Source organism: Streptomyces sp. NPDC050535, assembly GCF_044457665.1.
Classification (GTDB): domain Bacteria; phylum Actinomycetota; class Actinomycetes; order Streptomycetales; family Streptomycetaceae; genus Streptomyces.
In genome coordinates this window covers 532,145-545,372 of record NZ_JBITHE010000001.1, presented here as the reverse complement: position 1 = coordinate 545,372, position 13,228 = coordinate 532,145, and the positions used below count along the sequence as shown (strand labels likewise).

The window sequence follows — 13,228 nt, the reverse complement described above, 5'->3', positions numbered from 1 at the left end:
GACGGCCACTCGCGGTCAGGACACCTGGACGGGATGCCGGACCACCGCGTCGAAGAGGTAGCCCTGCGTGTTGGGGACGGTCGTCTCCGGCTGGGTGCGGCCCGTGGTGTCGGTCGCGCGGGCCAGCAGGGTGTACGCCCCTGGAGTCGCCGGACGCCAGTCGGTGGACCAGCGGACCCAGCCGGTGCGGCTCGGGGCGTCGTACAGCCGGGCCCGCCGCCAGTTCGCGCCGCCGTCGGTGCTCACCTCGACGCGCACGACGCCACGGCCGCCGGACCAGGAACGGCCGGTGAGCCGATGCCGGGTACCGGCGGCCAGGCTCGCGTTCCAGCCGAGTTCGAAGGCGCTCTTGAGGGTCTGCCGGGTGAGGGGCGCGCTGCCGCCTTCGGGGTGGGCGGCGCCGAACAACCGGTAGAAGTCGGTGTTCCAGGGCGAGTAGAGCGGCTGGGCGGACACCTCGATGTCGCCCACCCACTTGATCGAGGCGATTCCCACCCAGGAGGGCACGAGGACGCGAACGGGGTGCCCGTGGTCCGCGGGCAGCGGTTCGCCGTTCATCTCGTAGGCGAGCAGTACGTCGTCCAGCGCCTTGGAGAGCGGCAGCGGGCGGCGGACATGACCGAGGTTGGTGCCGTCGGCGGTGACGTACTCGGCGTCCAGGCCACGCGGCAGGACGTCGACGGCCCGGTCCGTGAGCCCGGCCCTGCGCAGTACCTCGGCCAGCCGTACGCCCTTCCAGCGGGCCGTGCCGATCGCGCCGAGCGTCCACGCGGTGCCGCTGACCGGCTGGCCCTGTTGCGTCGTGAAGAAGCTGCGGCCGTTGCCCGCGCACTCCACGAACGCGGTGCGGGTGGTGGCGGGGAGCCGCTTCAGGTCGCCGAGGGTGAACTCGACCGGCTCCTCGCGTGCGAGCCCGTCTCCCCAGAGTGTGAGGGTCCATGTCTTGGCGTCCAGGAGGGGCGTGGCCGTGTGGTTGCGTACGAAGAAGTGGTCGTTGGGGGTGTGGTAGCCGGTGCCCGCGAGGGACGCGAACTTGGTCTCGGCGTTGGTACCGCGGGCCGTGAACCAGTCGTCCGGGAGGGGTTTCACGATGCCGGGAACGGTCGCGGCGGGAGTCACCGACGTCCCGGCGGCGGCCGCGGCGGGCGCGCCGAACGCCGAGGGCACGGTCGCGGTGAGTCCGGCCGCGGCGAGCAGCCTGAGCAGGTCGCGGCGGTCCACTCCGTCGGCCCGGGCGTCTCCCGCCAGCCATTGGCGGAGTCTGCGACGGTCGTAGGCGGATTCGTCGTGCGGGAGGTGAGGCGTCCGGGGCATGGAAGGGCCCTGCCTTTCGGGGCGGGAGGCGAGCGCGCGGGACACGGCGGGGCCTGCCGCGACCGTGCGAGGGGGACGGCACCCGGGGGCGCCGGAACCGCGAAGGAACTACGGCGTCGGCAGTGGGACCACGACGGCCGTGCCAAGGACGGAGTCCTTGGCGAGGATCAGCAACAACAACAACCGCGCGACGAACGCGCGCGGGACCGCGGGGCGGGGCGGTGGTCGCTGAGGAACATGAACGCCATGGTACGAGCCCGGCCGCCAACTCGCCGGGGAATCAATGCAGTCGGTGTTCTGGAGCGGCAACTGGTGGGCGGCGGGTGCGGGGCGGGCAGGGCGTGCGGGAGGAGCGCCCATGTCGGGGAGGCGCTCAGAGGTCGCCGGATGCGCCGAGGCCCGTGAGCGCGCCGACCGGGTCGAGGTCAGGGGTGCCGCGGGGCCACCAGTCGTCCTGGCCCGGTTCGGATTCGTAGGCGTACCAGAGACCGCTGTGGCCGAGGCGGAGCTGGGCGTGGCCTCGTGGGTGGGTGAGGTGGTTGCGCCAGGGGCGGAAGGCGGGGAGGTCGGCGGCGAGGAGCAGCGGGCGGGCCCGGTCGAAGCGGCCCGCGGGCGGGTCCCACGGCTCTTCGAGGACGGCGAGCCCTTCGAAGCCGCCCTGCCGCCAGGCGGCGACCGCCCGCGCCAGGTCGGCCCGGGTCCGTCCGGCGGCGGTGGCGAGTGAGGCGTAGAGGGTGCGGGTCGTGGCGGTGAGACCGGAACCGGGCCGGGCGGCGGCGAGGCGCACCGCGTCCTGCCAGAGCGTCAGCTCCGCGACCGGATCGCGGCCCGCGGTGAGCATCGCGTGCGCGCGAGCCGCCGCGTCGGTGGCCAGCTGGTCCAGCGCGAACGGGTCCGGCCCGCCCGGCGCGCCGGGGTAGGTCGGCGGCTGCTCGGGGTGCGCGGGCGGCGGGAGCGGCGCCGGGAGAGGCGGCAGTACGCGCCGGGCGAGGGCGTCGCGGGCGCGGACACCGGGGAGGGGGGCGGGTTCCTGGTCCTGGGCGGCGCGGGCGATCCTGGCCGCGTTGCGGCGGGACAGCTCGTCGAGCAGCTCGCGTTCGCCGCGCCCGCGCAGCAGGAGCAGCACGAAGGGGTCCTCGTCCAGCAGCCGCGCGGTTTGGTAGCAGAGGGCGGCCGCGTGCTTGCAGGGGTGCCCGAAGTCGGGGCAGCCGCAGTGCGGTTCGAGCTCGCCGGGGCCGGGGAGCAGGGCGACCCCGCACTCGGCCAGCGACTTGGGCATCTCCTTGTCGAGCAGCGCGGCGATGTCCCCGGGCCGCTCGGCGACCGCGTCGAGGAAACGGTCCCAGTCACTGTCGGACAGCGTCCCCACCCCGACCTGGACGCGGTAGGGCCGCGGCCGGCTCCCGTGCACGTACGCGAGCACCAGTCCCGGCGTCACCGTGATCGCGTCCACGTGTCCGCGCCCGGCGTACGTCCTCCCCCGCGCGAGCCGCGCGGCATCGAGCGCTCCCTCCTCCAGCGAGCGCACCCACGCGTTCCCCCACCACGTCTCCGCGAAGCCGTCAGCATCCGACGCCCGCGCCGGAAAGGCCTCGAACGTACGCCGCAACTCGCCGTCGCGGCCCGGGGATCCCATGGACCGCGGGAGCCGAGTGGCGATGCCCGCGGGCCGCTCGGGCGAGGCGGCCTGTGCGGCATACGGGTCCGGCGTCGCCGCCCGCGCGGGCGAGGCCGGTGCGCCCGAGGAGACGCCGGCCGCGTCTCCGGGTTGCGCCGGGGCCCGGTCCGGAAGCGTTTCGCGGTCGGGTGGGGGCGGCGAATCCGGGTGGGCGCCGGACGCGTCCCCGGGCTGGGCCGGACGCCGGTCCGCGACAACTCCCCGCACGGGCAGTGGCGACGCGTCCGGGAGCCCGACCGACGCCTCCCCCGATCGAGCCGAACGCCGGTCCGCTGTTCCCCGCTCGGACGGCGGCCACGTCTCCGGGGGCACGGCGGCTCCGGCATCGAGCTCCGCCGCGCCTGGACTTGAGCCTGCCTCGGGCTGGTCATGCGCCGGCACTCCAGGGCGTCTCGCCGCCTGGCCGGCGTCGAGGGCGAATGCGTCGGTGGCCGGCGCGTCGGGTGATGCCGGGTCGGGCCGTGCTTCGTCGGACCATGCCGCTTCGGACCCTGCCGCGTCGAGCGGTGCCACGTCGGACAGGTCCGCGTCGGAGGGCAGTTGGAAGGCTCCGGCGAGTAGATCGCGTAGGTCCTGCGCCTGGGTTCGGCGGTTCTGATCGCGAGTGTTCCGCCCAGCCCTGGAGGGGGCGGTCGTGGGGTCGGTGGACCGGCGCCTTGCCTCAACTCCGCTGCTGTCAGGGCTGGTTACTCTCTTCGATCCGGCCGCGCCTGCCCGCGCCTGCCTCGCCGCGGTCGCACCCCGCGCGGCGCGCAACGCCTCACGCGCGACGTCTCCCGGACGCGACCCCCCTGCGGCAGGACCACCCGTCGGGGTGACCTCTGCCCCCGCATCGACCTCTCCCCCGGCCTCTCCCCCGGCCTCGGTCCCGATCCCGGTCCCGGTCCCGGTCCCGGTGTCGGTCCCTGCCCCGGCAGAAGGCCCGTCGGCGGGAGGCGGCATCTGGCCGGAGTCCGCAGTGGCTCCCTCGGATCCCGCCACCTCATCCGCACCCATACGCCTCCCTGCCGGCGTCGCCGCCGCCGTGGCCCGCCGCAGAGCCTCACGTGCCACATCCCCCGGTCGAGCCCCCGGGGAGGACACCTGTGAAGGGCGCGGATCGACCGGGCCCCGCCCAACCACCTCATCCGACTCCTCCGGCCGGCCCGGTCGCCCCTGCTCAGCGTCGGCCGACCCCTCCCCCCGAACCTCACGCTCCCGCGCGGCCCGCAGAGCCCGGCGGGCCGCGTCGGCAGGGCGTGTCCCCTCCGCGGGGGGCGACTGATCCGTGCCCGCGGCCTCGGCCCCCGGGGTCGTCTCCTCCTCGTCGGCGTTCACTCGGACCTCCGAAGGGACACCAGGTCCGACAGCTCGCGGTCGGTCAGCTCGGTGAGAGTCGCCTCGCCGGACCCGAGGATCGCGTCCGCGAGGGCCCGCTTCGCTTCGAGCATCTCGGCGATGCGGTCCTCCACCGTGCCCTCGGTGATGAGCCGGTGGACCTGGACGGGCTGGGTCTGGCCGATGCGGTAGGCGCGGTCGGTGGCCTGTTCCTCGACGGCCGGATTCCACCAGCGGTCGAAGTGGACGACATGGCCGGCCCGGGTGAGGTTCAGGCCGGTGCCCGCGGCCTTGAGGGAGAGCACCAGGATCGGTGTCGAACCGCTCTGGAAACGGTCCACCATGTGCTCGCGCTCGGGGATCGCGGTTCCGCCGTGCAGGAGTTCCACGGGGACCGCGCGGGCGGCCAGGTGGGCGGTGATCAGGCGAGCCATGCCCACGTACTGCGTGAAGACGAGTGCCGAGCCGTCCTCGGCGAGCAGTGTGTCCAACAGCTCGTCGAGCAGGGCGAGTTTGCCTGAGCGGGCGGCGGGTCCGTGAGCGGCCGCGCGGGCGTCCTCCTTCAGATACAGCGCCGGGTGGTTGCAGATCTGCTTGAGGGAGGTGAGGAGTTTCAGGACCAGGCCCCGTCGCGCGATGCCGTCGGCGGTCTCGATGGCGAGCAGCGACTCGCGGACCACCGCCTCGTAGAGCGAGGCCTGTTCGCGGGTCAGCGGGACCGGGTGGTCCGTCTCCGTCTTGGGCGGGAGTTCGGGGACGATGCCGGGGTCCGACTTCTTGCGGCGGAGCAGGAAGGGACGGACCAGCCGGGCCAGACGGGTCACCGCCTCCGCGTCCTCGCCGTTCTCCACGGCACGCGCGTGCCTGGCGCGGAAGGACTTGAGGGGACCGAGCAGACCGGGGGTCGTCCAGTCGAGCAGGGCCCAGAGTTCGGAGAGGTTGTTCTCCACGGGGGTGCCCGTCAGCGCCACGCGCGCGGGGGCCGGGATGGTCCGGAGCGCCTTCGCCGTCGCCGAGTAGGGGTTCTTGACGTGCTGGGCCTCGTCCGCGACGACCATGCCCCAGCTCTGCTGGGCGAGGTGGGCGGCGGCCGACCGCATCGTGCCGTAGGTGGTGAGGACGAAGCCGCCGTCGAGGTCCTCCAGGGTGCGGTCGGGTCCGTGGAAACGGCGGACGGGGACACCTGGCGCGAAACGGGTGATCTCCCGCTGCCAGTTGCCCAGCAGCGAGGCCGGACAGACGACCAGGGTCGGTGCGCTGCGGGCCCGGCGCAGATGCAGCGCGATGAGCGTGACGGTCTTGCCGAGCCCCATGTCGTCGGCGAGGCAGCCGCCGAGGCCGAGGGAGGTCATGAGGTCCAGCCAGCCGAGGCCCCGGAGTTGGTAGTCCCGGAGCCGCGCGTTGAGACCGGGGGGTGGCTCGACGGGGGTCACGCCGGCGGTGAGACGGTCGCGCAACACGGCCAGTGCGCCTACCGGCACCGCCTCGACCGTCTCGCCGTCCACCTCGGCGGTGCCGCTGAGCGCGACGGAGAGCGCGTCGACCGGGTCGAGCAGGCCCAGTTCACGTTTGCGGGCCTTACGGACGAGGGCCGGGTCGACCAGCACCCACTGGTCCCGCAGTCGTACGACAGGACGGTGGGCCTCGGCCAGTGTGTCCATCTCGGCCTCGGTGAGCGGGTCGCCGCCGAGGGCCAACTGCCAGCGGAACTGGAGCAGTTCCTCGCTCTCGAAGAACCCGGTGCCGTCCGTGGCCGATCCGGGTGCCGAGCGCACCACGGCCGCCGCGCTCAGGTCGTGGGCGAGGTCCCTGGGCCAGTGCACGGCGACTCCGGCCGCACCGAGCCGGTTAGCGGCGACGCCGAGCAGGTCGGACAACTCCTCTTCGGAGAGGGCGAGTACGTCGGGTACGTCCTGCTCGGACAGCCGGTCGAGAGGCGGCCAGACGCGGGCCGCCCGACGGACGGCCAGGGCGGCGTCGACGCGCGCGCGGGCGCCGAACACCGCGTCCGCCTCGCCCGCCCACAGTGCCGCGGCGTCGACGACGAGGGTGGGGTCGGCGAGGCTGTGCACCTGCACGACGGCGGCACCCGCGCGGCGCGCTCCCTCGCCGTCGTCGAAGAGCTGGTACGCGGACAGGTCCAGGCGCAGCGAGATCCGCACGCCCGCGTCCATGCCGGCGGCGACCTCCGCCGCCCAGTCGTGGCCGCCGGGCAGCCGCTGCGGTGCCATGGCCGCGAACGGTTTGCCCGAGGTGTACTGCGCGGCCGGGGTGCGCGGCAGGGTGTCGGCGACCGCGTCCAGGAAGGACCGCATCAGCGCTTCCGGTTCCGGCAGCCGGAGTGGGCCCTTGCCGGGGAGGGGGACGGCATGCCCTTCGTGGGGCAGGGCCGCGGCCACCGCCCTCAGGTGGGCGATGTCGTCCGGGTCCAGCGGGCCCGCGCGCCAGGCGTCGAAGCCGTCGGCGGTCAGGCCCGGCAGCAGCCGCCCGCGCGCGACGAGCCGCAGGGCGTGCAGCGCGGCCGCACCCCAGCAGGCCGTGGCGGGATGCGCGGCGGGGTGGCGGCGCGCCCCTGCGAGCAGCGGCAGGGCGTCGGCGATCGGCAGGGTAAGGGCGGGGACGGTGCCTCTGCGGGCTCCGGAGCCGTGCGCCCGTACGACCGTCAGCTCGGCCGGCTCGCCGGACGCTCCCCACTCGGTGCTTCCGGCGTACGACGGCCGTCCGTCGGCGCCCGCGCCGGCCGGCAGCGGCTCACCCTCCGGATCCCAGAAGGCGACCCGCCCCTCGCGCGGCAGCGGCGCGGGCAGGAAGACGGCGGCGAGCCGCACCGGGACGGCCCGCTGGGCAGCCGTGTCCGTTCCGTCCCTCATACGCCCGGTCACCTCCCGCCCTTCGGTCGAATCAGCTGTCTTCGACTCTACGGGCGGGGTCTGACAGTCGGCCTCGGCGACAGCGCCGGTGAGCGGCGGCACCCGTCAGGGAGTGGTGCGCGAGACCACGTACACCATGGGGTGCTCGGGGTTGGCCAGGTTCACGACGATGTCCTGGGTGGGTGCCGGGGCCTTCTGCTTGTGGACGAGACTCGACCACGGGCCGGGGCCGGTGAACTTCCAGCCGACGACCTCCTGGTCGCGGGCGTTGATGGTGAGTTCGTCCGTCTGGAGGGCGGCGCGGGTGGTACCGACGTAGCCCAGGAACCTGTCCAGGCCCGCGCTGGTGGTGCCGAACTGGACGTACAGGCGGCTGGTCTTCCAGTTGTTCGTCTCGTAGTAGGCGACGTCGGTCGACTTCCCCGGGATGGTGACCTGGTAGAGGCGGCGCTGGACGCGCGACGGCCAGCCCATGGTGAGGCCGGTCGCCGAGTACTTCTTCTCCTTCTGCTTGCCCGCGTCGCGGCTCTGGTTGGCGGAGATCACCAGATAGCCGGCCGGGACGCCGATGAGCAGCCCGATGATGAGCAGGGTGAGCGCGCGGCGGCGGAACTTGTGGCGCGGGTCCTCCGGCGGACGTCCGGGCTCGTCGGGCGGCGAGGCCTGGCGCGGCAGGGAGGCCGTCACAGCGAGTCCTGCGACGTACGGAGGGAGTCCACGTAACGCTCGTACCGTTCGTAGCGCTCCACTCTGCGGCGGTTGGCGCGGCGGAAGCGGCGGGCGACGAGCCGGGCGAGGTCGGCGGCGCCGACCATGCCGGCCTCGGGGCCGAGCTGGGCGCGGGCGATGCGGGCCTCGGGGCGGTAGCCGCGACCGGTGAGGTGCCTGCGGAACGCGTCCCGCGCCGGGACGATCAGCAGGTCGTCGGCCGCGCTGACACCGCCGCCGATCACGAAGCAGGAGGGGTCCAGGGCGGCGGCCAGGTTGGCGATGCCGATGCCCAGCCACTGTCCGATGTCCTGGAGCAGCTCGATGCACATGGCGTCGCCCTCGCGGGCCAGTTCGGTGATCATCGGTCCGGTGATGTCGCCGATGCTGCCCTTGACGTGCTCGATGATTCCGTACGCCACCGGGGAGTCGGCGGCGGCGAGCTCGCGGGCCTCGCGGACCAGCGCGTTGCCGGAGCTGTACTGCTCCCAGCAGCCGCGGTTGCCGCACGGGCAGCGGTGTCCGCCGGGCACGACCTGCATATGGCCGAACTCGCCCGCCACGCCGAACTTGCCGCGCTTGACCTGGCCGTCCTCCAGGATCGCGCCGCCGATGCCGGTGCCCAGCGTGATCATGACGAGGTGGTCCTCGCCGCGGCCCGCGCCGAAGCGCCACTCGGCCCAGGCGGCGGCGTTGGCGTCGTTGTCGACCAGCACGGGGACGGCGAGGCGGCTGGAGATACGGTCCCGGAGGGGCTCGTTGCGCCAGGACAGGTGCGGGGCGAACAGAACGCGGTTGCGGTCGGCGTCGACCCAGCCGGCCGCGCCGATGCCGACCGCGTGCACGTCGTGCCGGTCGGAGAGGTCCAGGACCAGCTCGACGATGGTGTCCTCGACGACCTTGGGGCTCTTGGACTTGTCCGGCGTCTCGGCGCGGAGCTTCTCCAGGATGTTGCCGTCGGCGTCGACGACACCGGCCATCACCTTCGTGCCGCCGATGTCGATGCCGACGGTGGGAACGCGGGGGGCCGTCAGGTGGGAACGGCGCTCGCGCGTTCCCACGGTCCGCAGGACGGTGGCCCGCGCGGAGCCGCGGTGTGCGAGGTCGCGGTAGGTGCTCATCGCGCCGATTCTGCCCTACGCTCGCGCTGGCCTGCACGGTGGGAGACCGTGGAGGCGTTGGGCCGATCCGTACACCGCGGGCCCGCTGCGGCCGGTCGCGCGGCCCCCGTGCCTCCCTAGGTGGTGCGTTCCAGCTCGTGACGCAGGTCGTCCAGCTCGTTCCCGCCCGCCATCTGGCGGGTCAGTTCGTCGAGTGTGATCTCGTCACGCAGGTGACTGCCGGACATCGCGCCCCGCTTCAGCAGCACGAAGCGGTCACCCACGAGGTACGCGTGGTGCGGGTTGTGGGTGATCAGGACGACACCCAGGCCGGCGTCCCGTGCGGCGGCCACGTATTTGAGGACCACCCCGGACTGCTTCACACCGAGGGCAGCGGTGGGCTCGTCGAGGACGAGGACCTTGGCGCCGAAGTAGACGGCGCGGGCGATCGCCACGCACTGGCGTTCGCCGCCGGAAAGAGTGCCGATGGCCTGGTCGACGTCGCGCAGGTCGATGCCCATGCGCAGGAGTTCCGCGTGGGTCGTCCGGCGCATGAACTCGACGTCCATGCGCTTGAGGGGGCCGACGCCCTTGGACGGCTCGGAGCCGAGGAAGAAGTTCCGCCAGACCGGCATCAGCGGGACGACGGCGAGGTCCTGGTAGACCGTGGCGATACCGCGGTCCAGGGCCTCGCGCGGGGACGAGAGACGCGTCTCCTCGCCCTCGATGCGCAGCGTGCCCGCGTCGTGCTGGTGCAGACCCGCGATGATCTTGATGAGTGTCGACTTGCCCGCGCCGTTGTCGCCGAGCACGCAGGTGATCTCGCCCGCGTGGACTTCCAGGGAGACGCCTTCGAGGGCGCGGATGTTGCCGTAGTACTTACTGACGTCGTCGAGCTCGACGAGTGCCGCACGTTCCGTGGCGGCCGCGTCCGTCTTCTTTTCCGCGTCCGTCGTCATTTCGTCGCCTCCGCGCGCTTGCGGACCCAGTGGTTGAGCAGGGTCGCCAGGAGCAGCATCACTCCCAGGAAGAACTTGAACCAGTCCGGGTTCCACTCGGCGAACACGATGCCCTTGCTGACCATGCCGAAGATCAGGGCACCGACCGCCGCGCCGACCGCGGACCCGTAGCCGCCGGTGATCAGGCAACCGCCGATGACGGCCGCGATGATGTACGTCAGTTCGTTGCCGACGCCCTCGCCGGACTGTACGACGTCGAACGAGAACAGCAGGTGCTGGCCGGAGATCCAGGCGCCGAAGGCGACGCCCATGTAGAGGCCGATCTTCGTCTTGTTGACCGGCACGCCGACCGCGCGGGCCGCTTCCTCGCCGCCGCCGACCGCGTAGATCCAGTTGCCGATGCGGGTACGCAGCAGGATCCAGGTGGCGACGACGATCAGGGCCAGCCACCACAGGATGGTGACCTTGAAGTCGACGCCTCCGATGGTGATCGTCGAGGCGAAGACGTCCTTGGCGGAGGAGAAGCCCTCCATGTCGGAGATCGACTTGGTGGAGACCGTGCCGCTGATCAGCTTGGTGAAGCCGAGGTTCATGCCGGTCAGCATCAGGAAGGTGCCGAGCGTGATGATGAAGCTGGGCGGGTCGGTGCGGGTCAGCAGGACGCCGTTGAAGACGCCGATCGCCAGGGTGACGACCAGCGAGACGAAGACGCCGACCCAGACGTTGGTGGTCATCTGGTAGCTGAACATCGAGGAGACGAGTGCGGAGGACGTCACCATGACGCCCGCGGACAGGTCGAACTCGCCGCCGATCATCAGCAGTGCGACCGGTACGGCCATGATGCCGATGGTCGAGGAGGCGTACAGGACCGTGCTGAGGCTGGCGGCCCGTACGAAGCTGTCCGCGAAGATCGCGAAGAAGAGGAAGACCGCGATCGCGCCGACCACCGAGCCCAGCTCGGGGCGGCCCATGAGTTTGCGCAGCGGCGAGCTCTTGAGGAGGCGTTCGTCGGTCTTCGCGCCGGGCGACGGCGTGGGCGCGGGTGCTGTAGCGGTCATCGGGTTCCCCGCTCGGTGTATTCCTCCAGCTCGGCGGCCTGGTCCTTGGTGATGATCTGCGGTCCGGTGAGGACCGGCCGGCCGCCGCCGAGGACGTTGGCGTTGTACTTGTAGAGCCAGAGCAGGTCCACGGCCTCGTAGCCCTGGAGGTAGGGCTGCTGGTCGACGGCGAAGCCGAGGGTGCCGTCCTTGAGCTCCGTCGCCACCTTCGCGTTCAGGTCGAAGGTGTCGATCTCGGCCTTGCTGCCCGCGTCCGCCTTGGCCTTGACCGCGGTGTCCGCGTAGGGGGCGCCGAGCGTGACGACGGTGTCGATGGACTTGTCGGCCTGGAGCTTGGCGCCGACGGAGGACTGCACGTCGGGCATGCTCGTGCCGGTGACGTAGAGGTTCTCGATGGTGCCCTCGAAGGTCTTCTTGATGCCCGCGCAGCGCTGCTCGTGGCCGACGTTGCCCTGCTCGTGCAGGATGCACAGGGCTTTCTTCCTGCCCCGCTCGTTGAGCTCGTCGCCCACCGCTTCACCGGCGATGGTCTCGTCCTGGCCGATGTGGGTGAGCGCGCCGAACTCCTTGGACTCCTCGGAGCCGGAGTTCACCGTGATCACGGGGATGCCGGCCTTCTCGGCTCGCGCGAGTGCCGCCTTCATGGCGTCGGGCTTGGCGAGCGTGACGATGATGCCGTCGACCTTCTTGTCGACCGCGGCGTCGACGAGCTGCGCCTGCTGCTGTGCCTCGTCGTCGTGCGAGTACAGGAAGTTGATGTTGTCCTTGACGGCGGCCTGCTTCGCACCGCTCTGGACGATGTCCCAGAAGGTGTCGCCATCACCCGAGTGGGTGATCATCGCGAAGGTCCACTCGGGCGTGTTCACCGCGGCCTTGCCCTGGGCCGACGCCGCCTCGCGGGCGTTCTCGGCCCGCTTGCCGCCGGTGCTGCTGCATCCCGCGAGGGACACTCCCAGTGCCCCTGCGAGCGCGATGCCTACCCAGGTCCGAGTCCGTGCCACGAGGCCGTGCCCTTCTTGCTGTGCCGCTTGGTGCGCCGGGGCCCGCGGAGCGGCCCGGCGGGCCGTCCCGTAGGCCCCGGGGGCCGGCATGTCGCCGGCACCGAACGACCAAGTATCGACCACGGGGATCATGCACCCCATCAGCGGGTCCCGCGCGCGGTGTACTTCTCCAGTTGCGGTACGTCCTTCTCGGTGACGATCGCCGGCCCGGTGAGGACGGTCTGGCCGCCGCCGAGCACGTTGCCGTTGGTCTGGTAGAGCCACAGCTCGTCGATGGCCTCGTAGCCCTGGAGGTAGGGCTGCTGGTCGACGGCGAAGCCGACCTCCTTGGCCTTCAGACGCTTGACCACCTCGGCGTTGAGGTCGAAGGTCGCGATCTCTGCCTTGCTGCCGGCGTCCTCCTTGGCCTTCACCGCGATGGCGGCGACCGGCGCGCCCAGTGTGACGACGGCGTCGATGTCGGCGGTGGCCTGGAGCTTGGCCTCGATGGAGGACTGGGAGGCGGGGGCGTTGGTGCCGTCGACGTTCAGGTTCTCCAGGGAACCCTTGAAGGTCTTCTTCACGCCCGCGCAGCGCTGCTCGAGGGAGACGTTGCCCTGCTCGTGGATGACGCAGACGGCCTTCTTCAGACCGCGCCCGTTCAGCTCCTCGCCCACGGCCTCGCCGGCGACCGACTCGTCCTGGCCGAAGTGCACGAGCGCCCCGTACTCCTTCGAGTACTCCGCGCCGGAGTTGATCGTGACGACCGGGATGCCCGCCTGCGCGGCCTTGGCGAGGACGTCCTTCATGGCCTCGGGCTTGGCCAGGGTGACGACGATGCCGTCGACCTTCTTGTCGATCGCGGCCTGGACGAGCTGGGCCTGCCCGTTGGCCTCCTTGTCGTTCGAGTACAGGAACTCGACGTTGTCCTTGCTCGCCGCCTGCTTGGCACCGCTCTGGACGATGTCCCAGAAGGTGTCGCCCTCACCGGAGTGAGTGACCATGGCGATCTTCAGGCGGGGCGTGCCCGCGGCCTTGCCGCCGGAGCTGCCGCTCGCCGAGTCCTCGGAGTCCTTGCCGCCGGAGCTGCTGCACCCGGCCGCGAGCGCGATCACAGCTATCAGCGCTGCTGCTGTTCGGGCTGTACGCATGGTGGGACCACCCTCTCTCCCGCCGCCCCTTTGCGGCTGTGGGGAGTTCTAGCTCCGGGTCAGCGCACCAGTCAATGAAATTGTCAGAACATT

9 protein-coding genes are annotated in these 13,228 nt (G+C 72.1%); all 9 read right to left on the bottom strand.

Annotated features, from left to right (window positions below; translation table 11 throughout):
• Window positions 1–15: 15 nt before the first annotated feature.
• Window positions 16–1,314 (bottom strand): sulfite oxidase, encoded by a 1,299-nt coding sequence (locus ACIBLC_RS02280; protein ID WP_399208709.1) that lies wholly within the window; start codon window positions 1,312–1,314, stop codon window positions 16–18.
• A 373-nt stretch (window positions 1,315–1,687) separates the two neighbouring features.
• Window positions 1,688–3,934, bottom strand: a complete 2,247-nt coding sequence (locus ACIBLC_RS02275) for an SWIM zinc finger family protein (RefSeq protein WP_399209257.1) — start codon at window positions 3,932–3,934, stop codon at window positions 1,688–1,690.
• 371 nt (window positions 3,935–4,305) lie between these two features.
• Window positions 4,306–7,179 carry an SNF2-related protein gene (locus tag ACIBLC_RS02270; RefSeq protein WP_399208708.1) on the bottom strand — a complete coding sequence of 958 codons (2,874 nt, stop codon included), beginning with the start codon at window positions 7,177–7,179 and terminating at the stop codon, window positions 4,306–4,308.
• Window positions 7,180–7,284: 105 nt separating this feature from the next.
• A complete protein-coding gene (locus ACIBLC_RS02265) occupies window positions 7,285–7,866 on the bottom strand; it encodes a sugar kinase (RefSeq protein WP_399208707.1) in 582 nt (193 codons plus the stop codon).
• Window positions 7,863–9,008 carry an ROK family glucokinase gene (locus ACIBLC_RS02260; protein WP_399208706.1) on the bottom strand — a complete coding sequence of 382 codons (1,146 nt, stop codon included), beginning with the start codon at window positions 9,006–9,008 and terminating at the stop codon, window positions 7,863–7,865. Before ACIBLC_RS02260 ends, ACIBLC_RS02265 begins: the two co-directional genes overlap by 4 nt.
• 116 nt (window positions 9,009–9,124) lie before the next feature.
• Entirely contained in the window at window positions 9,125–9,946 is an 822-nt protein-coding gene (locus ACIBLC_RS02255) for an ATP-binding cassette domain-containing protein (protein ID WP_399208704.1), read from the bottom strand.
• Window positions 9,943–11,004: an ABC transporter permease gene (locus ACIBLC_RS02250; RefSeq protein WP_399208703.1), complete on the bottom strand. Its 1,062-nt coding sequence runs from the start codon at window positions 11,002–11,004 to the stop codon at window positions 9,943–9,945. The genes ACIBLC_RS02255 and ACIBLC_RS02250 overlap by 4 nt, the downstream gene beginning before the upstream one ends.
• The gene (locus ACIBLC_RS02245; protein ID WP_399208702.1) at window positions 11,001–12,005 is read right to left on the bottom strand and encodes a sugar ABC transporter substrate-binding protein; all 1,005 of its coding nucleotides are present in this window, start codon (window positions 12,003–12,005) and stop codon (window positions 11,001–11,003) included. The genes ACIBLC_RS02250 and ACIBLC_RS02245 overlap by 4 nt, the downstream gene beginning before the upstream one ends.
• 140 nt (window positions 12,006–12,145) lie before the next feature.
• Complete coding sequence (locus ACIBLC_RS02240) at window positions 12,146–13,135, bottom strand: sugar ABC transporter substrate-binding protein (RefSeq protein WP_399208701.1); 990 nt, start codon at window positions 13,133–13,135, stop codon at window positions 12,146–12,148.
• Between the last annotated feature and the right edge of the window lie 93 nt (window positions 13,136–13,228).